General features: G+C 69.2%; 18 protein-coding genes. 7 read left to right on the top strand and 11 right to left on the bottom strand.

What is annotated here, in order from left to right:
* Positions 1-14: 14 nt before the first annotated feature.
* The 4 genes from HHL11_RS06220 to HHL11_RS06205 form a co-directional block, all read right to left on the bottom strand.
* Positions 15-917 (bottom strand): SDR family oxidoreductase, encoded by a 903-nt coding sequence (locus HHL11_RS06220; RefSeq protein WP_169417551.1) that lies wholly within the window; start codon positions 915-917, stop codon positions 15-17.
* A gap of 22 nt (positions 918-939) precedes the next feature.
* Positions 940-2,106 carry an acyl-CoA dehydrogenase family protein gene (locus HHL11_RS06215; protein WP_169417550.1) on the bottom strand — a complete coding sequence of 389 codons (1,167 nt, stop codon included), beginning with the start codon at positions 2,104-2,106 and terminating at the stop codon, positions 940-942.
* Positions 2,107-2,217: 111 nt separating this feature from the next.
* The gene (locus HHL11_RS06210) at positions 2,218-2,775 is read right to left on the bottom strand and encodes a MarR family winged helix-turn-helix transcriptional regulator (protein ID WP_169417549.1); all 558 of its coding nucleotides are present in this window, start codon (positions 2,773-2,775) and stop codon (positions 2,218-2,220) included.
* A 65-nt stretch (positions 2,776-2,840) separates the two neighbouring features.
* Entirely contained in the window at positions 2,841-3,755 is a 915-nt protein-coding gene (locus tag HHL11_RS06205) for an SDR family NAD(P)-dependent oxidoreductase (protein ID WP_342593183.1), read from the bottom strand.
* Positions 3,756-3,839: 84 nt separating this feature from the next.
* Here HHL11_RS06205 and HHL11_RS06200 point away from each other — a divergent pair, with 84 nt between their 5' ends.
* Positions 3,840-4,817 (top strand): Bug family tripartite tricarboxylate transporter substrate binding protein, encoded by a 978-nt coding sequence (locus tag HHL11_RS06200; RefSeq protein WP_169417548.1) that lies wholly within the window; start codon positions 3,840-3,842, stop codon positions 4,815-4,817.
* 9 nt (positions 4,818-4,826) lie between these two features.
* Here the strand turns inward: HHL11_RS06200 and HHL11_RS06195 are convergent, their stop codons facing one another.
* Complete coding sequence (locus HHL11_RS06195) at positions 4,827-6,386, bottom strand: AMP-binding protein (RefSeq protein ID WP_169417547.1); 1,560 nt, start codon at positions 6,384-6,386, stop codon at positions 4,827-4,829.
* Between the two features lie 52 nt (positions 6,387-6,438).
* Positions 6,439-7,464, bottom strand: coding sequence for an NADPH:quinone oxidoreductase family protein (locus HHL11_RS06190; protein WP_169417546.1), 1,026 nt, complete (start codon positions 7,462-7,464; stop codon positions 6,439-6,441).
* Between the two features lie 40 nt (positions 7,465-7,504).
* Between HHL11_RS06190 and HHL11_RS06185 the strand changes: the two genes are divergently transcribed.
* From HHL11_RS06185 to fusA, 4 genes are all read left to right on the top strand, one after another.
* Positions 7,505-8,758 carry an acetyl-CoA hydrolase/transferase C-terminal domain-containing protein gene (locus tag HHL11_RS06185; protein WP_169417545.1) on the top strand — a complete coding sequence of 418 codons (1,254 nt, stop codon included), beginning with the start codon at positions 7,505-7,507 and terminating at the stop codon, positions 8,756-8,758.
* A gap of 112 nt (positions 8,759-8,870) precedes the next feature.
* Positions 8,871-9,782, top strand: a complete 912-nt coding sequence (locus HHL11_RS06180) for a tripartite tricarboxylate transporter substrate binding protein (protein ID WP_169417544.1) — start codon at positions 8,871-8,873, stop codon at positions 9,780-9,782.
* A 21-nt stretch (positions 9,783-9,803) separates the two neighbouring features.
* Complete coding sequence (locus tag HHL11_RS06175) at positions 9,804-10,775, top strand: Bug family tripartite tricarboxylate transporter substrate binding protein (protein ID WP_169417543.1); 972 nt, start codon at positions 9,804-9,806, stop codon at positions 10,773-10,775.
* 383 nt (positions 10,776-11,158) lie between these two features.
* A complete protein-coding gene (gene fusA / locus HHL11_RS06170; protein WP_169417542.1) occupies positions 11,159-13,162 on the top strand; it encodes an elongation factor G in 2,004 nt (667 codons plus the stop codon).
* A gap of 49 nt (positions 13,163-13,211) precedes the next feature.
* Here fusA and HHL11_RS06165 read toward each other — a convergent pair whose 3' ends face one another.
* Positions 13,212-13,466, bottom strand: a complete 255-nt coding sequence (locus HHL11_RS06165; RefSeq protein WP_240980019.1) for a hypothetical protein — start codon at positions 13,464-13,466, stop codon at positions 13,212-13,214.
* An 83-nt stretch (positions 13,467-13,549) separates the two neighbouring features.
* On the opposite strand from HHL11_RS06165, the gene HHL11_RS06160 reads away from it, so the two are divergent.
* Positions 13,550-13,798: a hypothetical protein gene (locus HHL11_RS06160; RefSeq protein ID WP_169417541.1), complete on the top strand. Its 249-nt coding sequence runs from the start codon at positions 13,550-13,552 to the stop codon at positions 13,796-13,798.
* Here HHL11_RS06160 and HHL11_RS06155 read toward each other — a convergent pair.
* From HHL11_RS06155 to HHL11_RS06145, 3 genes are read right to left on the bottom strand one after another with little or no spacing between them, the layout of a single operon-like run.
* Complete coding sequence (locus tag HHL11_RS06155) at positions 13,771-14,619, bottom strand: oxidoreductase (RefSeq protein ID WP_169417540.1); 849 nt, start codon at positions 14,617-14,619, stop codon at positions 13,771-13,773. The two genes, HHL11_RS06160 and HHL11_RS06155, sit on opposite strands and share 28 nt — an antisense overlap.
* A 19-nt stretch (positions 14,620-14,638) precedes the next feature.
* A complete protein-coding gene (locus HHL11_RS06150) occupies positions 14,639-16,333 on the bottom strand; it encodes a cytochrome c biogenesis protein DipZ (protein ID WP_169417539.1) in 1,695 nt (564 codons plus the stop codon).
* Positions 16,334-16,343: 10 nt separating this feature from the next.
* A complete protein-coding gene (locus HHL11_RS06145) occupies positions 16,344-17,363 on the bottom strand; it encodes an alpha/beta fold hydrolase (RefSeq protein WP_169417538.1) in 1,020 nt (339 codons plus the stop codon).
* Between the two features lie 103 nt (positions 17,364-17,466).
* Here HHL11_RS06145 and HHL11_RS06140 point away from each other — a divergent pair, with 103 nt between their 5' ends.
* A complete protein-coding gene (locus tag HHL11_RS06140; protein WP_169417537.1) occupies positions 17,467-18,384 on the top strand; it encodes a LysR substrate-binding domain-containing protein in 918 nt (305 codons plus the stop codon).
* Here HHL11_RS06140 and HHL11_RS06135 read toward each other — a convergent pair.
* Positions 18,371-19,057 carry a TetR/AcrR family transcriptional regulator gene (locus HHL11_RS06135; protein ID WP_240980018.1) on the bottom strand — a complete coding sequence of 229 codons (687 nt, stop codon included), beginning with the start codon at positions 19,055-19,057 and terminating at the stop codon, positions 18,371-18,373. The two genes, HHL11_RS06140 and HHL11_RS06135, sit on opposite strands and share 14 nt — an antisense overlap.
* Between the last annotated feature and the right edge of the window lie 15 nt (positions 19,058-19,072).

The raw sequence follows: 19,072 nt of genomic DNA, 5'->3' as shown, positions 1-19,072 counted from the left end.
CCTGAGTCCCGCGTTCAGACCGCCAGCCAGGTGTCGCGGTCGATGCCGGCGTTGGGGCGCGCGAAGCGCACGACCTGTTCGATCTTCTCGCCCAGGCCGGCGGGATCGCGCGAGGCTTCGGTGATGGGGCCGTGCTGCCAGCTCTCCGCCACCGTGTAGCCGTAGCCCCAGGCCTCGAACACGCGTCCGCTCACATCCGCGGCTTCCGGGCTGGCCAGCCAGGTGACCAGCGCGGCGATCCACTCGGGGTCGCGGCGCTCCAGCTGTTCCGGCGTCCACTCGCGCAGGCCGTGCGTCATGCGGGTTTCGGCGCGCGGAGCAATTGCATTCACCGTGACGCCATAGCGCTGCAACTCGCGCGCGGCCACCAGCGAGAAGCTGGCGATGCCGGCCTTGGCGGCGGCGTAGTTCGCCTGGCCGATGTTGCAGAACAGGCCGGAGTGCGAAGTCGTGTTGATCACGCGCGCATCGACGGTCTTGCCCGCTTTCTGCTGCTGGCGCCAGTAGTTGGCCGCATGGTGCGTGGGGGCGAAGGTCCCCTTCAGGTGGACGTTGATGACCGAATCCCACTCCTGCTCGGTCATGTTCACCAGCATGCGGTCGCGCAGGATGCCGGCGTTGTTCACCAGGATGTCGAGGCCGCCAAAAGCGCTCACGGCGCGATCGACCATGGCCTTGGCGCCCTGCCAGTCGGCCACGTTGTGCGTGTCGGTGACGGCCTCGCCGCCGAAGGCGCGGATCGTGGCGACCACTTCCTCCGCCGGTGTCGCATCGTGGCTGCCGCTGCCGTCCGCGGCGCCGCCGAAGTCGTTGACGACGACCTTGGCGCCGTGCTTCGCCAGCATCAGGGCATGGGCCCGGCCCAGGCCGCGGCCGGCGCCGGTAACGATGGCCACGCGGCCTTCGCAAAGCTTCATTTCTCTCGTCTCCTCGGGTTTCTCAATACGACTTGGGCAGGCCCAGCACCTTTTCGGCGATGAACGACAGGATCAGCTGGATGGACACCGGCGCGATGCGCGGCAGCATGGCTTCGCGCAGGTAGCGCTCGACGTGGTATTCCTTGGCGTAGCCCATGCCGCCGTGCGTCAGCACCGCCGTCTCCGCGGCACGGAAGCCGGCTTCGGCGCAGAAGAACTTGGCGGCGTTGGCTTCGGCGCCGCAGTTGCGGCCCTGGTCGTACAGCCAGCCGGCGCGGCGGTACAGCAAGGTGCCCGCCTCCAGGTCCACCCAGCGCTCGGCCAGCGGATGCTGCACGCCCTGGTTCTTGCCGATCGGCCGGTCGAACACGATGCGCTCACCCGCATAGCGCGCGGCGCGGCGCAGCGCGGCGCGGCCGATGCCGGTGGCCTCGGCGGCCAGCAGCACGCGCTCGGGGTTCATGCCGTGCAGGATGTATTCGAAGCCGCGGCCTTCCTCGCCGATGCGGTCTTCCACCGGGATCTCGAGGTTGTCGATGAACAGCTGGTTGGAGTCGACCGACTTGCGCCCCAGCTTCTCGATCTCGCGCACCTCAATGCGGCTGCGGTCCAGGTCGGTATAGAACAGGCTGAGGCCATGCGTGGACGACTTCACCTCGTCGATCGGCGTCGTGCGCGCCAGCAGCAGGATCTTCTGCGCGACCTGCGCAGTGGAGATCCAGATCTTCTGGCCGTTGACCACGTAGCGGTCGCCCTTGCGCACCGCCATCGTCTTCAGCTTCAGCGTGTTGAGGCCGGTGTTGGGCTCCGTGACGCCGAAGCAGGCCTTGGCCTGGCCGTTGATGATGGGCGGCAGCCAGCGCTGCTTCTGCTCCGGCGTGCCGTGCACCACCACCGGGTGCAGGCCGAACACGTTCATGTGGATGGCCGAGGCGCCCGACAGGCAGGCGCCCGTGGCGGACACCGTCTCCATCATCAGCGCCGCCTCGAGGATGCCGAGGCCCGAGCCGCCGTACTCCTGCGGCATCGCGATGCCCAGCCAGCCGGCCTTGGCCATCGCCTGGTAGAAGTCCTCCGGGAAGCCGCCTTCGCGGTCCTTCTTCAGCCAGTACTCGTCGTCGTAAGGCGTGCAGATGTCGGCCACCGCCTCCTGGATCGCACGCTGGTCGTCGCTGAGATCGAAATCCAAAGCCTGCCTCGCATATCAGTTCGTATCGAGATCGTATGGTAGCAGACCTATTTTGCGGCGGCCAGCAAAAAGGGCGCCCGCAGGCGCCCTTGGCATCGATGGGAGGCGCGCTCAGCCGCCGTTGCCGCGCGTCTTCTGCACCTCGGCGCGCAGCGCCAGCAGGTTGGACTTGACCAGCGCCAGGTTGTCCAGGAGCGTGCGGCGGGCCGGGAGGTCCAGGCCCTCGAGGATGCGCTCGCTGACCTCGTGGCCCTTCACGCGCATTTCCTGGATGGCCTGCGCGCCCTTGCCCGTGAGGTAGATGCGCTTCACGCGCCGGTCCGCCTCGTCGGCGCGGCGCTCGATCTGCTGCGAGGCTTCCAGCCGGTCCAGCAGGCCGCCGAGGGCGGCCTTGCCCAGGTCCAGCATGTTGGCCAGGTCGCTCTGGATCATCCCGTCGTGGCGCGACAGGTGTGCCAGGATCCACCATTGCGAGCGCGTCAGCCCGCTGGGCCTCATGAACTCGTCGAACACGCTGCGGCGCAGCCGCGACACGTCGTGCATGAGGAAGCCGAGGCGGGCGTCCCAGTTGTCCGCGTCCGGGACTTTTTGCACGCGAGCGCGCGGGGCGGCAGCCGGTGCGGCCGCCTTGCGCTGCGGGGTGGCACGGGTCTTGGTGGCAGCTTTCATGGGCTTGCGAAAATACGGCAGATTTTTGATTTTACGCTAGCGCCCCAATCGGCAGCCCAGTCCGTTCAGACCGGGTCCCAGGAGAACACGTCGCGCGACTTGTCCAGCGGATAGAACGAAGGTTGCATCATCGGGATGGCCACCTCCAGGCAGGCTTCCACCGTCCAGCCTTCGCCGCGGTGCGCGGTGCGGATCGGCCGCGGCTGCGAGAACAGGTAGATCTCGTTGTTGCGGACGCCAAAGATCTGGCCGGTGACGCCCTTGGCGGCGTCGGTGAGCAGCGCGCAGGTGAAGGGCGCGATCTTGGCCGCCTCCAGCCGCTGGTTCACTTTCATCCGTGCCAGGCCTTCCGGCGTGTCGGTCGGAATGGTGTTGACCATGCGAGTGAAGGCGAAGGGCGCGATGCAGTTGGAGCGGACGTTGAAGCGCTCCATGTCCAGCGCGATCGCCTTCGACAGGCCCACCACGCCCATCTTCGCCGAGCAGTAGTTGGCCTGGCCGAAGTTGCCGATCAGGCCGGAGGTGGAGGTCATGTGCACGTAGGCGCCGCTCTCCTCGGTCTTGAAGTGCGGCGCCGCCGCGCGGGCCATGTTGAACGAGCCCTTCAGGTGCACGGCCACCACGGCGTCGAAGTCCTCTTCCGGCATCTTGTGGAAGATGATGTCGCGCAGGTTGCCGGCGTTGTTCACCAGGCCGTCGATGCGGCCGTACATGTCCAGCGCCATGCCGACGATGCGCTGGGCCGACTTCCATTCGGCCACGCTGTCCGTGCTGGCCACGGCCTCGCCGCCGGCGGCGCGGATCTCGTCCACCGCCTGCTGCGCCGGCCCGGCGCTGCCGCCGCTGCCGTCGATGTTGACACCGAGGTCGTTGACGACCACGCGCGCGCCCTGCCGGGCAGCTTCGAGCGCGATTTCCTTGCCCACGCCGGCGCCCGCGCCGGTTACCACGATCACCTTGCCTTCGAGCAGTCTGGCCACGTCGCCTCCGGAACCGTTGAAAGATAACGTATGCAACGATACCATATGCACGGTGACGTAAAGATCATGAAGGAGACAGAACCGATGCGCCGCATCCTGCTGAAGACCGCCATTGCCGCCCTGGCCTGCACCGCCGCAGCCTCCTGGGCCGAGGACCGCTACCCTGCCCGGGCGATCCGCTTCATCGTGCCCGCCTCGGCCGGCGGGCCGAGCGACGTCGTGGCCCGCCTGTTCGCCGAGAAGCTGGGAGGGGCCCTGGGCCAGCCCGTGCTCGTGGAGAACAAGCCCGGCGCGTCGCTGACGCTGGGGACGGTGCTGGTGGCGCAGGCGCAGCCCGATGGCTACACGCTGCTGTTCACGACCAGCACGCCCATCGTCATGGTACCTTTCACGATGAAGAAGGTGCCCTACGACGTGCAGAAGGACCTGACGACCGTGTCCCACCTGGGCAGCACGCCGCTGGTGCTGTACGTGAACGCCACGTCGCCCGTGCAGAACGTCAAGGACCTGGTCGCCGCCAGCAAGGCCGCGCCGGACAAGGCCAACTTCGGTTCCTACGGCAACGGCTCCAGCGCGCACGTGCTGGGCGAGATCCTGAACCGCGAGGCCGGCATGAAGATGGTCCACGTGCCCTACAAGGGCGTGGCGCCGGAACTGCAGGACCTGATGGCGGGCAACCTGATGTCCGCCGTCGCGGACATCGGCACCGCCGCCGGCCAGGTGAAGGCGGGCAAGATTCGCCCCATCGCGGTGACGGGCACCAAGCGCTCGGCTTCGCTGCCCGACGTGCCGACCTTCGCCGAGCAAGGCATCGCCGGCATGGAAGCGTTCTCGCCCTGGTGGGCCGTGTTCGCGCCGGCCCAGACGCCGCACCCCATCGTCGACCGGCTGTCGACCGAGCTGGCGAAGATCGTCAAGTCGCCGGACATGCAGTCGCGCCTGCTGTCCTTCGGCATCGACACGACCGGCACGAACTCCGCGCAGGCCAACGAGATCACGCGCACGGACATGGCCCGCTGGCAGGCCATCATCCGCGACGTTTCCTACATCAACTTCGAGTAAGGCCTGGGCTCAGGCGGCCGTGGCGACGGCCGCCTGCTGCGCATAGCGGTCCCGCAGCACGCGGCGCAGCAGCTTGCCGTTGTCGCTGCGCGGCACCTCGGCGACGAAGTCGACGGTGCGCGGGCTCTTGATCCGCGACAGCCGGCCGCGGCACCACTCCACCAGTTCGCCGGCCAGCTGCGGGCTGGCAGCGCAATGCGGCTTCAGCTGCACCACCGCCTTCACCTCCTGCCCGAACTCCGCGTGCGGCACGCCGATGACGGCCGCGTCGGCGACGGCTTCGTGATCCAGCAGCGCGTTCTCCACCTCCTGCGGATAGATGTTCACGCCGCCGGAGATGACCAGGTCGGTGCGGCGGTCGCTGATGAACAGGAAGCCATCGCCGTCCACGTGCCCGAGGTCACCGTAGGTGCCCCAGCCCCGGCCGTTGAAGGCGCCGCGCGTCTTCGTCGCGTCGCGGTGGTATTCGAAGCCGACACCGCCGCTGAAGTAGATCAGGCCGATTTCGCCCGGCGGCAATTCCCGCTCGGGGTCGTCTTCCGAGGTGATGTGCACTTCTCCGGTGATGGGCACGCCCACCGAGCCGGGATGCCGCAGCCAGTCCGGCCCGTTGATGTAGGTGACGCCCACGTTCTCGGAGCCGCCGTAGTACTCGTTGATCACCGGTCCCCACCAGTCGATCATGGCCTGCTTGACCTTGGGCGGGCACGGCGCCGTCGCATGCAAGGCCACGCGCACGCAGGACAGGTCGTAGCTTGCGCGCACCTGCGGGTCCAGCGCCAGCATGCGGATGAACATGGTCGGCACCCAGTGGCCGTGCGTGACGCGGTAGCGCGCCATCGCGGCCAGCGCGCCTTCGGCGTCGAACTTCGGCAGGATCACTGCCGTGCCGCCGGTTTCGATGACGCGGATGACGAAGCGGCCGGTGGCGTGGTACAGCGGCGAGGGCGAGATGTAGACCGTCTCGGCATCGAGCTGGAACATGGTGCGCAGCTGCCGCTCCAGCTCCGGCAGGTCCATGCGCCGGGCATAGGGCGCGAGCGCGCGCTTGATCCCTTTGGGAAAACCGGTCGTGCCCGAGGAATACATGAACTCGCGGCCCTGGCTGCGCGGCGGCAGGTCCGCGGAGGCGGAAGCCGCCGCGATGGCCGGCTCGTAGCGCGCGAAGCCGGCGAGCTCCCCGCCCATGGCATAGCGGTGCCGCACTTCGCCGTCCTCCAGCAGCGCAAGCACACCTTGCGCGACCTCGGCCAGGCAATCGCTCGTCACCAGCACGCTGGCGCCGCTGTCACGCAACAGGTAGGCAACTTCGGCCGGCTTCAGGTGCGTGCTCACCGGCACGTAGTAGACGCCGGCCCGGCGCGCGCCCCACCACAGCTCGAAAGTCTCCAGTCGGTTTTCCAGCAGCAACGCCACCGAAGCGCCCTCCGGCAGGCCCAGCGACAACAGCCAGTTCGCGACGCGGTTTGCGCGCGCATCGAGCTCCTCGTAGCTCAGTGCGGGCCCGTCGGCCATCTGGATGGCCAGCTTGTTGGGCTGGGTCGCGGCCCACTGGTGCAGTCGCGGCATTGCTTTGTCTCCGTTGTCTTGTTGATCTGCTTATCGTATGCTACCGTACCGATCAGGGCAAGGCGCCGGCGACCTGCACCAGCGCGCGGCCCACGGCGCGCCGCGCCAGCACTTCGTCGAAGGCATCGGCCAGCCGCGGCAAGGGATAGATGACGGAACTGGTCGGCTTCAAGTCGCCGGCGGCCACGTGCGCGAACAACTTGTCCATCAGCTGGCGCAGGCGCTCCTGGTACTGGGCGCGCTCGTCGACCTGGCCCCAGCCGAGGTAGAGGCCGAACCAGAAGCCGATGACCTCGGCGTTCTTCACCAGCAGGATGTTGCCGGGGATGCGCGGCACCTCGTTGCTGGCGAACCCGATCAGGACGATGCGGCCTTCCGGCCGGATGCAGCGCAGCGCCTCGTCGAAGAAGCTGCCGCCCACGGGATCGAAGACGACGTCCACCTTGCGCCCGCCGGTGGCCGCGAGCACCTTGGCGGACAGCGGCGCCTCGCCCTCGCCGGCCCGGTGCACGACGACTTCATGCGCGCCGTGTTCGCGGGCCACTTGCGCGCGCTCCGCCGACCCCGCCACCGCGATCACCCGCGCGCCCGCGAGGCGGGCGATCTCCACGGCCGGCAGGCCCACGCCTCCGGCCGCACCGTAGACCAACACTGTCTCGCCAGGCTGCAAGCGCGCGCGCCAGTGCAGCGCCGCGTACGCCGTGCCGTAGGTGAGGGGAACCGTCGCCGCGACCTCCAGCGGGATGGCATCCGGCACGTGCCAGGTCGTCGCCGCGGTCGCCACCGCCTGCTCGCCATAGGCGCCCCAGTCCAGCGACGCAGCGACGCGGTCGCCCGGCTTGAACGCCGTGACGTCGGGCGCGGCCTCCAGCACCACGCCCGAAGCCTCCGTGCCCGGCACGAAGGGCAGCGGCGGCTTGCGCTGGTACTTGCCGGCGATCACCACCGTCTGGCCATAGCCCGCCGTCGCGTAGTGGACGGCGATGCGCACGTGGCCGGGCTGCAGCGCGGGGGGATCCACGTCGCAGAAGTCCAGGTCGCGGTAGTGCCCGAATTGCCTGCAGAGGAGTGCCTTCATAGGTTTGCTAGGATATCGTATGTCAGCTTACTGAACGGCGATGAGAATCCCGGAACTGCCCCGGCTGTCCGACGCACTGGCCCCCGGGCAGCGCGTGTGGACCAGCACCCTCTGCAGCGAGCCGCTGCTGCTGCAGGACGAACTGCGCCGCGACCCGGCACGCGCGGACGGCGTCACCTTCACCGGCGTCCAGTTCCCGGGCATCGACAGCATCGACTATCTCGCGCTACACCCCGGCGCGCGCGCCGAAGGCTTCTTCATGTCACCCGGCCTGCGCCAGGGCATCCGCGAGGGCCGCGCGACACTGCTGCCGATGGAATACGGCACGCTCGCGCGGCACCTGGAAAGCAGCGAGCCCGTGGACCTGGCCATCGCGCAACTCAGCCTGCCGGACGCCAACGGCTGGTGCAGCCTAGGCCTGACCAGCGACTTCCTGCCCATCGTGTGGCCGCGCGCGCGCCGGCGCATCGCGCACCTCAACCCGCGCATGCCGCGCACGCCGGGCAGCTTCCGCGTGCACGTGTCGGAGCTGGATGGCGCGGTGCTTGCCGAGCACGCCATCACGCAATACGCCACCGGGACGCCAGGCGAGGTGGAGGCGCGCATCGCGGCCTCCGTCGCGGCCTTGGTGCGCGATGGCGATACGGTGCAGGTCGGCATCGGCGATGTGCCGCTTGCGGCCGGTGAAGGATTGCGTGGCCATCGCCGCCTGCGCCTGCGCACGGGCATGCTCACGCCTGCCTTCCGGACCTTGTGGGACGCCGGCGCCCTGGAAGAAGACGCACAGATCATCACCGGTGCCATCCTCGGCGACACGGAGTTCCAGGCCTTCGCGGCTTCGCGCCCCAACCTGTGGATGACGGACGTGCGGACCACGCACGACCCGTGCGCCAGCGGCGCCATCCCGCGCTACGTCGCCATCAACGGCGCCGTCGAGGTCGACCTGTTCGGGCAGGTCAACGCGGAGCGCGCGCAGGGCGCGCTGCTGGCAGGCGCCGGCGGCCTGCCCGCATTCGCCGCCGCCGCGCTGCGCTCGCCAGGTGGACGCTTCCTCACTTGCCTGCCGGCGGCCACGCGCTCGGGCGCCATCTCGCGCATCGTGCCGGCCATCGAAAGCAGCGGCCTGGTGACGCTGCCGCGAACGAGCTGCGACGTCGTCGTCACCGAGCATGGCCGGGCGGAGGTGCGCAACCTCTCCATGGATGCCCGCGCGCAAGCACTGATTGCCATCGCCGCGCCCGCGCACCGCGACGCGCTGTCGAACGCCTGGGACGCGATGCGCGCGCGCATGTAGGCCGCGCCGCGCATATCCACGCGGCAAATAAACGATATCCGTCCCGCCCGCTGTCCATGGCAGCGGCCTCTGCTTACGATCCCCCGCGGAGACAAGCGCCCGGAGGCGCGGGATGACAATGAACACACAAGCGATCCAGCTGATCGTCCCCTATGTGCAGGGCGGCGGCAGCGACCAACGGGCGCGTCTCGTGGCGCGCTATCTCGCAGGCGAGCTCGGCGAAAGCGTCGAGGTCGTCAACCGCACCGGCGCGATCGTCGGCCACACGGCCATCGCCGAAGCGGCGCCGGACGGCCGCACCATCGGCCAGGTCAGCGGCGAGATCGGCATGATGCATTGGTTCGGCGGCCTCACGCCGCTCACGCCCGAGGACTACACGCCGCTGGCCGTGCCCTTCGTCGAAGCAGCGGCGGTCATCGTGCGCCAGGACGCGCCCTGGAAGACGCTGGCCGAATTCCTGGAAACCTGCCGCGGCCGCAACATCGTCGGCTCTGGCGGACCCAACTTCGGCGTCTGGAAGTTTTCGCTGGTCGGGCTGCTGGACAAGCTGGGGATCGACGCCGGCCGCCTGGAGTGGGCCGAGACGCTCAGCGGCGAGCAAGGCCTGGCCAAGGTGATCGCGGGCGAAGCCGAAGTCGCGCCGATCACATTGACCGATGCCCGCGGCCCGCTGCGCAGCGGCGAAGCGCGCGCGCTGGCCAACATGGATGCGGCGCGGCATCCGGCTTTCCCCGACGTGCCCACCGTGCAGGAGTTGCTCGGCATCCCCTGGTCGGTGGCGCACTGGCGCGGCCTGGTCGCGCCCAAGGGCCTGCCTGCGAAGATCCGCGAGCGCTACGTCGCCGCGCTGCGCCGCGTGGCCGCCAACCCCGACTTCCAGCGCGAGGCCCAGGCTTCGTCGTTCACCGTGGACTGGCGCTTCGGCGACGAGTTCACGCGCTACATGGCCGAAGACGACGCCATGTTCGGCCGCATCATCCGCCTGCTCGGCCCGCGCGCCGGCAGCGCTTCGAACCTGCACTGACGACAACCAAGGAGACAAGCGATGCAAATGCGACGCACCTGGGGCGCGCTGGCCGTCCTCGCGGCCCTGCTGCCCTTCACGGCCACCGCGCAACAGCAGTGGCCGACGAAGGCCATCCGGATCATCGTGCCGCTGGCCGCCGGCAGCGTCACCGACGTGGTGATGCGCGCCGCGGCGCAGGAGATCCAGCCGCGGCTGGGCCAGCCTATCCTGATCGACAACAAGCCCGGCGCCAGCGCCATCGTCGGCACCGAAGCCTGCGCCCGCGCGGCGCCGGACGGCTACACCTTGTGCTCGGTCTACTTCGGTTCGATGTCGCTGAACCCGCACACGACGGCCAAGCTGCCTTACGACCCGGAGAAGGACTTCGCGCCGATCGCCAAGCTGTTCCAGGTGACCGAAGGCCTGTTCGTGCCGGCCACGCTGCCCGTTTCCACGGTCGCTGAACTGCGCGCCTACGCGGCGAAGAATCCCGCCGCGGTGAACTTCGGCACGCTGGGCGAAGGCTCGCTGCAGGAGATGATGCTGGCCTGGGTCAACCACGAGTGGAAGACTTCCATCGTCGGCGTGGCCTACAAGGGCGGCGGCCCGATCAGCACCGCGCTGGCCGCGGGCGAGATCCAGCTGGCGCAGATGGGCATCGGCAATTTCACCGGCGTGCTGCAGGCCGGCAAGGTCAAGCCGCTGGCCGTGTCCGCCGAGAAGCGCACGCCGTCCATGCCGCAGGTGCCCACCTTGAAGGAAGCAGGACTCGACGGCTTCTCCGCCCGCGTGTGGTGGGGCCTCGCCGCGCCGGCCGGCACGCCGAGCGCGGTGGTGCAGCGCGTGAACGCGGAGTTCGTGCGCGTGTTTCAGGACCCGAAGTTCATCGCTTTCCTGGAAGAGCGCTACATCGAGTCGACGCCCATGTCGCCGCAACAGTTCGCGGCTTTCATGAAGACCGATCGCGAGCAGGCGGGGGCGCTGGTCAAGCTGGCGCAACCCGCGCGCTGAGGCGCATGCCCCTACTCGTTGCGTGTTCTCGAATTCATACGCATAATCGCGCTCCCATGAAGCAATTCAACGTGATCCAGGCGAGCATCGCCACCTAGACGCCCCTCGATCGCGGAATCGGAGGGCCTTGCGCCTTCCGGCTCGAAAACCCCGGCAGGCACCCGCCCTCCGGGGTTTTTTGCTTTTGAACCCGACCATGCGCACCTACGACAAGCTGATCGCCACGATTCCCGACCGCCGGAGCAAGAGCCCCGCGCGCCCGGGCTCCGGCCGCAGCACCCCTCTCTCGCGCTAGCACCGGGCGGATCCCCGCCTGGGCTGGCACCAGCCAACCAGGCGGCAGCAGCACGCAGGAATGCGTGCGGCCGCAAGAAGGATCCGACATGAACTCCCGCAACAACAAGAACCTCCGCAACATCGGCGTCATCGCGCACGTAGACGCCGGCAAGACGACCACGACCGAACGCATCCTGTTCTATACGGGCGAAAGCCATCGCATGGGCGAAGTCGACAAGGGCAACACCCGCATGGACTTCGACCCGCAGGAGCGCAAGCGCGGCATCACCATCCAGAGCGCGGCCATCACCGTGCGCTGGAAGGACACGCACATCACCGTCATCGACACGCCCGGCCACATCGACTTCAACATCGAGGTGAACCGCTCGCTGCGCGTGCTGGACGGCGCGGTCGTCGTGTTCGACGGCGTGGCCGGCGTGGAGCCGCAGACGGAAACGAACTGGCGCCTGGCCGACCGCTACGGCGTGCCGCGCATCGCCTTCATCAACAAGCTCGATCGCGTGGGCGCGGACTTTGCCCGCGTCGTGGACATGATGCGGGACCGGCTGGGCGCGAAGGTCCTGCCGCTGCACCTGCCCATCGGCGCCGAAAGCGGCTTCCGCGGCGTGGTCGACCTGGTGACGCTGCGCGCGCTGGCCTGGGACAAGGACGATGCGAGCGAGCCGTATCGGGAAACCGACGTGCCCGCCGAGCTGCTGGAGCAGGCGCTGCGGCGCCGCGCCGAGCTGGTCGAGGCCGTTGCCGAAGTGGACGAGGCCGTCCTGCATGCCTTCGTGGATGGCAAGTCCGTGAGCGTGGAAGCGCTCCGGCGTGGCATCCGCAAGGCTGTGCTCGCCAGTGCCTTCGTGCCCGCGCTGGCCGGTTCTGCCTTCCGCAACCGCGGCGTGGAGCCGCTGCTCGACGCCGTCGTGGACTACCTGCCGGCGCCGGGCGACATCGCGCGCGACGTCCGCGGCGACGCGCTCGCGGCCCTGGCCTTCAAGGTCGTCACCGACGACCACGGCGCCAAGGTGTTCGTGCGCGTGTATGCGGGGACGTTGCGGCGTGGCAGCGTCGTGCTGGACGCGAACACGGGCAAGGCCGAACGCGTGAGCCGGCTCTACGAAGTGCGCGCGAACGAGATGGTCGAGCGCGACGAACTGGTGGCCGGCGACATCGCCGCGGTCGCGGGCCTGAAGGGCACGCTGACCGGCCACACGCTGTGCGATCCGGCGCACCCGGTGCTGCTGGAGGAGATCGTCGTGCCGGAGCCCGTGATCGACGTGGCCATCGAGCCGCGCGCCCAGGGCGACCAGCAGCGCCTGGCCGAGGCCTTGCAGGCCATGGTGCGGGAGGACCCGAGCCTGCGCGTGCGCCAGGATGCCGAGTCCGGGCAGACCCTTCTCTCGGGAATGGGCGAGCTGCAGCTCGAGGTGGCGGTGGAGAACCTGCGCACGCGGCGCGGCGTGGAAGTGGCCGTGGGGCAGCCCCAGGTCGCGTACCGCGAGACGATCTCGCGCGAGGCGGAAGTGCACCATGTGCACAAGAAGCAGAGCGGCGGTCCCGGCCAGTTCGCCGAGGTCCGGCTGCTGCTGCAACCGCTGCCGCGCGGTGAAGGGATCCGCTTCGAGAGCCGGATCGCCGGCGGCGCCATTCCGCGGGAGTTCATCCCCGCGGTGGAGGCAGGCGTGCGACGCGCGGCGCTCACGGGCGTGGTGGCGGGCCACCCCGTCGTCGACTTCGCGGTCCTGCTGCTGGATGGCTCGTACCACGAGCGCGACTCGTCGGCGCTTGCCTTCGAGCTCGCGGCGCAGGCCGCGATGCGCGAGGGCTTCGCCCAGGCGGACGCCCGGCTGCTCGAGCCCGTGATGGCCGTCGAGGTCATCACACCGCTGGAGTACCTGGGCGACTGCATCGGCGACCTTCATCGCCGGCGCGGCACGGTGCGGGCGCAGGACCATCGCGGCAACGCGGCGGTCGTCGAGGCCCACGTGCCGCTGCAGGAGATGTTCGGCTACATCGGCAGCCTGCGCGCACTGTCGTCCGGACGGGCGCAGTATGCGATGCAGTTCTCGCACTACGGCCTGGCGCCGGAGCACGCGATGGCGTGATGTGCCTTGGGGCGCGGGCTTCGGTCCGCGCCCTTTTTTCATCGCACGCTCAATTCCACTCGAACCAGATCCAGCCTGTGGCCGCCGCGCCGATCAGCCACAGCAGCCAGGTCTGCGGCACGACGTAGGAATACAGCATCGTGGCGACGCCGATCCACGTGAGCGCGGTGTTGCCCGACTTGCGGCCGCGGCGGTAGGCGACGTAGCCGACGACGCTGAAGACGATCAGGCCCAACAGGTAGGCGGGGCTGGGGAGATGCAGGCCGAGGGAGAGCGGGTCGCCCATGGGGCTTTCAGGAACCATCAGTTGCACCACTTCATCATCGTGACTTCTTGTCCCAAAAGAATGTGAAAAAATGCGCTGAATTTCTACAGTTGGAGGAATATATGAGAAAGCTTGCCGTCCTGTCGCTCATCGCTTTCGCGTCCCTGTCGCATGCCGCCGACTCCGGCTGCCTGAGCGCCGCCAAGGACAAAAAGCTGGCCGGCGCCGCACAGAACTCCTTCGTCAAGAAGTGCGAGGCCGACGTCAAGGCGAAGTGCGAGGCCGCCGCCACCGAAAAGAAGCTGGCCGGCGCCGCCAAGAACAGCAACGTGAAGAAGTGCGTTCAGGAAAGCGGCCCGGCCGCCTCCTGAAAGTCCGTCGAAACACTCAGCGCCCGCCACTGCAGGTCCGCCGCCTGCTTCGCCTGCTCCGCGGCCTCCACGATCCGCACGGCGTCGCTGCCCAGGAGCAAGCGCAACGGCGGGTTTTCCATGGCCGCGAGCTGTAGCAACACCGCCGCGGCGCGCGCCGGGTCGCCCGGTTGCCGGCCGTCATAGCTGCGCTGGAAGCGGGCCGCCGCACCGACGGTGGCGTCGTAGGCCGGGTCACCTTCGGTCACGGTCGTGGAGGCGCCGGCAAAGTCGGTGCGGAAACCACCGGGCTCGATGATCGTCACCTTGATCCCCAGCGGCCCGACCTCCTTCGCCAGGACTTCGGAGAAGCCCTCCACGCCCCACTTCGCCGCCGAATAGGGCGCACGGCCCACCGAGCCGATGCGGCCACCGACGGAGGAGAACTGCAGGAAGTGTCCCCCGCCCTGGCGCCGCATGATGGGCAGCGCGGCCTTCGTGACGATGATCGTGCCGAACAGGTTGGTCTCGATCTGCTGGCGAAAGGCGGACAGCGGCGTGTCCTCGATCGGTGCGAGGTCGCCATAGCCCGCGTTGTTGACGACGACGTCGATGCGGCCGAACCTGTCCAGTGCGGTTTGCATCGCCGCGGCCACGGCGCCTTCATCCGTCACGTCGAGCGTGACGGGGCAGATGTTCTCTCCATGGCGCTCGACGAGATCCGCCAGCCTGCTCGTGTCGCGCGCGGTCGCGACCAGCCGGTCGCCCGCCGCGAGCACCGCCTCGGCGATGGCGCGGCCCATGCCGCGGGAAGATCCTGTCACCAGCCAGACGCGTGTCATCGTTTTCATCCTTTCAGGTTCAGCCGAACGTGAACGCGTAGCCGCGCGCACCGGCATCGAGGAACCGGATCTCCACGGTGCGCGGCTTCACCGCGCCGCCCTGGCGAACCAGTTGGTAGAGGCGGCTGGCGTCGGCCACGCCATTGCCTTGCGCGTCGACGTCCGCGCCATGGTCCGGTCCCGGTGGCTGGCCATCCAGCAGCACGCGGAAGCGCACCGGCTGGCCGGCCGCCGGGCCGAGCACGAGATTCGCATCGCGCGCCTGGAAGCGCACCGACAGCGCGCCGCCCGGCTCGTTGGCTTCCACCCATTCCGGCCGCAGCGTCCAGTTGCCGGCCAGCGACCAGGTGTTCAGCAGCAGCGGATCCGGCCGATAGTTCACCGGCTGGTCCGGCACGGCGCTGACCGCGACGCGCGGCCCCGCGGCCTTCTCGTAGCCGAGATAGGTCTCACCGCTGCGCAGGGTGGCGGCGTCCGCCGCCAGGCCGACACCTCGCGTATCGGCCTGGACCGCAGTGGCAGCGCCCGCAGGGGCACCGGCTTCCCGCAGCAAGTCCTCGATCACGCGTTCGGAAGCGGCGTACCCGCCTTCGCCGAACTGGTGATGCCGCACGCGTCCCTGCGCATCGAGGACGTACAGCGCCGGCCAGTACTGGTCGCCGAAGGCGCGCCAGATGCGGAACTGGTTGTCCTGCACCACCGGGTAGGAGATCCCCAGGTCCCGCAGCGCCTCCTGCACGTTGCCCGCCTCCCTTTCGAAGGCGAACTCCGGCGCGTGCACGCCCACGACCACCAGGCCGCGGTCGCGGTACTTCTCCGACCACGCCTTCACATAAGGCAGAGTGCGCAGGCAGTTGATGCACGAGTAGGTCCAGAAGTTCACCAGCACGACCTTGCCACGCAGCGAGGCGATGGACTGCGGGCCCGCATTCAGCCAGTTGCTGCCACCCTCGAGGCTGACTCGCGTGGACTCGATCGGCAGCACGCTGGGGCGCGGCTCCGCTGCGTTGGCAGCAGGCATTGCACGCTGCAGCAGGCCGGCCTCCAGTCCCACGCCGTCCGGGCTGGAGAAGCGGGCCAGCAGCGCGCCATCCAGGCCGGTAGCCACAGCGACGACGCCGGCGAGCATCGCAACACCGGCGAGGCCGCGGGCGCTGCGGCCAGGAGCGAACTGCCTCTTGAGACGCGCGCCCAGTCGCAACGCTGCCCACAGGGACACGCCCGCGCCAGCGCCGAAGGAGAGCAAGAGCAAGGAGGTTCGCGCGCTGGGTCCGGCAAGGGCCGCTGTCGACAGGATCACGCCGAGGATGGGGCCGGCGCACGGCGACCAGACCAGGCCGGTCGCAACACCGAGCAGCGCGGAGGTCAGCCACGGAGTTCCTGTCTCGGTGCGCGCCAAGCGCTCGCCGGCGCTGACCAGCGGACGCGTCCACCAGGCCGCAAGCCGGGGAAGCAGCAATGAACTCGCGAACAGCGCCAGCGAGGCCAGCGCCGCCCAGCGGCCGAACTGGTTCAGCTGCGCCGCCCAGGCCCCCGCCACCGCGCCCAGCGAAGCCACCGCCGCGAACGCGACGGCCATCCCCGCCAGCAGCGGCAGGCTGCCTTGGGCGAACGGCCGGTCATTGCGGGCGAAGACGAAGGGCAGCACCGGCAGGATGCACGGGCTCAGGATCGTCAACAGGCCACCGAGAAAGGCGACGAGGTAGAGGGTCATGACAGTGCTCTCAAAGGCGCGTGACGTCGATGACCGCCTGCGCAAACGCGGCCGGGGCCTCCTGCGGCAGGTTGTGGCCGATGCCGCCCTGCACGTTGCGGTGTTGGTACTTGCCGGTGAACTTCCTCGCGTACGCGGCCGGGTCGGGATGGGGCGCACCGTTGGCGTCGCCTTCCATCGTGATCGAGGGCACGGCGATGTCGGGGGCCGTCGCCAGCCTGGCCTCCAGCGCGTCGAAGCGGGATTCGCCCTCGGCGATCCCGATGCGCCAGCGGTAGTTGTGCACGACGATGGCCACGTGGTCCGGGTTGTCGAAGGACCGCGCACTGCGCTGGTAGGTCGCTTCATCGAAGCGCCACTGCGGCGAAGCCTGCTGCCAGATGAAGCGGTTGAACGCCCACACGTTGGTCGCATAGCCGTCGCGGCCGCGATCGGTGGCGAAGTAGGACTGGTACCACCAGGCATATTCGGCCGCCGGCGGCAGCGGCTTGGCGTTGGCCTTCGGGTTGCCGATCAGGTAACCGCTGACGGAGACCAGGCCCGTCACTCGCTCCGGCCAGATGGCCGCCATGATGCACGCCGTCCGCGCGCCCCAGTCGAAGGCGCCCAGCACGGCCTGGCGGATCTTCAGCGCGTCCATCAACGCGATGATGTCCTGCGCCACGGCGGCTTGCTGGCCGTTGCGTGGGGTGGCATCGGAGAGGAAGCGCGTGCCGCCATAGCCACGCAGGAAGGGAACGATCACGCGGTAGCCGGCGGCGGCCAGGCGCGGCGCCACGTCCACGAAGGCGTGGATGTCGTAGGGCCAGCCGTGCAGCAGGATGGCGACCGGGCCGTTGGCCGGGCCGACGTCCGCGTACTCGATGCGCAGGTCGCCGGCGTCTATCGTCTTCAAGGACGCGAACCCCTGGGTTTCGCTGGCTCGCGCCGCCGTAGGCACCAGCAAACCGGCCTGCGCGGTGACGACGGTTGCGGTGGCGGCGCGCAGGAAGCCGCGGCGGTTGAGGGAGGACGGTGCGAAGAGGTTCATGGCGGTCGAGGCGTGTGGGAGTGCGATGGACGCATTGTTTGAGCTAGCATCCGTTCGAACAAGAGCAATTTGGGCAGCACTTCGTTGCCTGCCAGGCAACACCATGCGAGAGATCAACCACAAGCGGCTGCGCTACTTCCGCGAGGTCCTGCACCACGGCTCGATCCGTGGCGCGGCGGACGCGCTCAACACCGCGCCTTCGGTGATCACCCGGCAGGTCTCGCTGCTCGAGGAGGAGCTGGGCCTGGTGCTGTTCGAACGGCAGGCGCGCGGCGTGGTGCCCACCGAAGCGGCGGCGCACCTGCTCGACTACTGGCGCGGCTGCCAGGCCCACCACGAACAGCTGGCCGAGCGGCTCAAGGCCGTCGAGTCCATGGACGCGGGCTCCGTGCGCATCGTGGCCAGCGAAGGCTTCATCGACGGCCTGCTGGAGCAGGTCGTGGCCCGCTTCTGCGCGGCCCACCCCGCGCTCTCGGTCGCCGTCGACGCCCTGCCCGTCAACGACCTGGTCGATGCGCTGCTCGAAGACGCGGCGCACATCGGCATTGCGTTCAACCCGCCTTCGGATCCTCTGCTCGAGATCGTCGCCAGCGCCCCCGCGCCCGCGAAGGTCCTCGTGCGCAAGGGCCACCCCTTGACGGAACTGAGCGGCCCGCTGCGCGTGCGCCACCTGCTGCAATACCCGCTGGGCCTGATGCCGCAAGGCTACGGTGTCGGACGCCTCGTGGAACTGCTCGAGTTCGCCGAGCATGTGAAGCTGCGCCCGAGCTTCACGAGCAACTCGGTCGCCGCCCTGAAGCGCTTCGTGCAGGCGACCGATGGCATCACGCTGGTGGGCGCAGGGCTCGCCGCCGAGCCCGAGATCAAGTCCGGCCGGCTGGTCGCCCTGGACCTGGCGCACCCCTTGTGCCGCTCGGCGAAGGTCGACCTGCTGGCGCGCCAGGGCCGGCCGCTCTCCGCCGCGTGCCAGCAGCTGCTGGCCGACATCCGCGGCAAGTTCTCGCCGTTCAGCGGCCGTTAGGACGCCCGTTCGCGCGGCGCGGGGCGGCCTGCGCCTTCCCTTCCCGCACGCTCGCGTCGATCAGCGCATCCGCCATCCACAGCACGGTGCGCTCGATCTCCTTCTCGCCCATGCCCCACATGTCCTTGAGGATGGTGTAGGCCTCGATGCCATAGAGCACCGACAGCGCGCGATGCAGCCGGTCCCGCACGGCCGGCTGCAGGTCGGGCTTCAGCGGCGCCAGCGCGGTCGACAGGATGCCGACGCGATGGCCGCGCCGGTAAGGCTCTTCTTCCAGCAGCCCGGCGCGCTGCAGCGCCCACTGCTCCAGCGCCAGCTGCAGCGCCGCGCGCAGCTGCGGCTCGAACTGCAGGAAACGCGGGAAGGTGGCCTTGAACATCGCGTGCACGCGCTCGCGCGCGTCGCCCGCGTCGGTGCCCGGCGGCACGCTGCGCACCGGGCCGAGCGAGGCGTCGACCACGCTGGTGATCAGCGCGCTGCGGCTGGGGAAATAGCGATAGGCCGTCGCGCGCGACACGTTCGAGCGCACCGCCACTTCCGCGATCGATGGAATGTGGCCGTCGCGCTGGATCAGGTCCATCGCGGTGTCCAGCAACAGCTTGAAAGTGGAGGCGCGCACGCCGCTGCTCGGCAGCGGCGGGGCCTCGGTGGGTTTGATCCGGATGGGCTGCAAGGGTAACTCCGGGGG

The sequence above is a fragment of the Ramlibacter agri genome (assembly GCF_012927085.1).
GTDB classification, from domain to species: Bacteria; Pseudomonadota; Gammaproteobacteria; order Burkholderiales; family Burkholderiaceae_C; genus Ramlibacter; species Ramlibacter agri.
The sequence above is the reverse complement of the archived record's forward strand: the minus strand, read 5'-3'. Positions and strand labels throughout refer to the sequence as shown.

What these genes read in the sequence shown, in the direction of transcription:
- HHL11_RS06220 (WP_169417551.1), bottom strand. Translation starts at nt 917, where the DNA reads ATGAAGCTTTGCGAAGGCCGCGTGGCCATCGTTACCGGCGCCGGCCGC.
- HHL11_RS06210 (WP_169417549.1), bottom strand. Translation starts at nt 2,775, where the DNA reads ATGAAAGCTGCCACCAAGACCCGTGCCACCCCGCAGCGCAAGGCGGCC.
- HHL11_RS06200 (WP_169417548.1), top strand. Translation starts at nt 3,840, where the DNA reads ATGCGCCGCATCCTGCTGAAGACCGCCATTGCCGCCCTGGCCTGCACC.
- HHL11_RS06195 (WP_169417547.1), bottom strand. Translation starts at nt 6,386, where the DNA reads ATGCCGCGACTGCACCAGTGGGCCGCGACCCAGCCCAACAAGCTGGCC.
- HHL11_RS06190 (WP_169417546.1), bottom strand. Translation starts at nt 7,464, where the DNA reads ATGAAGGCACTCCTCTGCAGGCAATTCGGGCACTACCGCGACCTGGAC.
- HHL11_RS06185 (WP_169417545.1), top strand. Translation starts at nt 7,505, where the DNA reads ATGAGAATCCCGGAACTGCCCCGGCTGTCCGACGCACTGGCCCCCGGG.
- HHL11_RS06180 (WP_169417544.1), top strand. Translation starts at nt 8,871, where the DNA reads ATGACAATGAACACACAAGCGATCCAGCTGATCGTCCCCTATGTGCAG.
- HHL11_RS06175 (WP_169417543.1), top strand. Translation starts at nt 9,804, where the DNA reads ATGCAAATGCGACGCACCTGGGGCGCGCTGGCCGTCCTCGCGGCCCTG.
- fusA (WP_169417542.1), top strand. Translation starts at nt 11,159, where the DNA reads ATGAACTCCCGCAACAACAAGAACCTCCGCAACATCGGCGTCATCGCG.
- HHL11_RS06165 (WP_240980019.1), bottom strand. Translation starts at nt 13,466, where the DNA reads ATGGTTCCTGAAAGCCCCATGGGCGACCCGCTCTCCCTCGGCCTGCAT.
- HHL11_RS06160 (WP_169417541.1), top strand. Translation starts at nt 13,550, where the DNA reads ATGAGAAAGCTTGCCGTCCTGTCGCTCATCGCTTTCGCGTCCCTGTCG.
- HHL11_RS06155 (WP_169417540.1), bottom strand. Translation starts at nt 14,619, where the DNA reads ATGACACGCGTCTGGCTGGTGACAGGATCTTCCCGCGGCATGGGCCGC.
- HHL11_RS06150 (WP_169417539.1), bottom strand. Translation starts at nt 16,333, where the DNA reads ATGACCCTCTACCTCGTCGCCTTTCTCGGTGGCCTGTTGACGATCCTG.
- HHL11_RS06145 (WP_169417538.1), bottom strand. Translation starts at nt 17,363, where the DNA reads ATGAACCTCTTCGCACCGTCCTCCCTCAACCGCCGCGGCTTCCTGCGC.
- HHL11_RS06140 (WP_169417537.1), top strand. Translation starts at nt 17,467, where the DNA reads ATGCGAGAGATCAACCACAAGCGGCTGCGCTACTTCCGCGAGGTCCTG.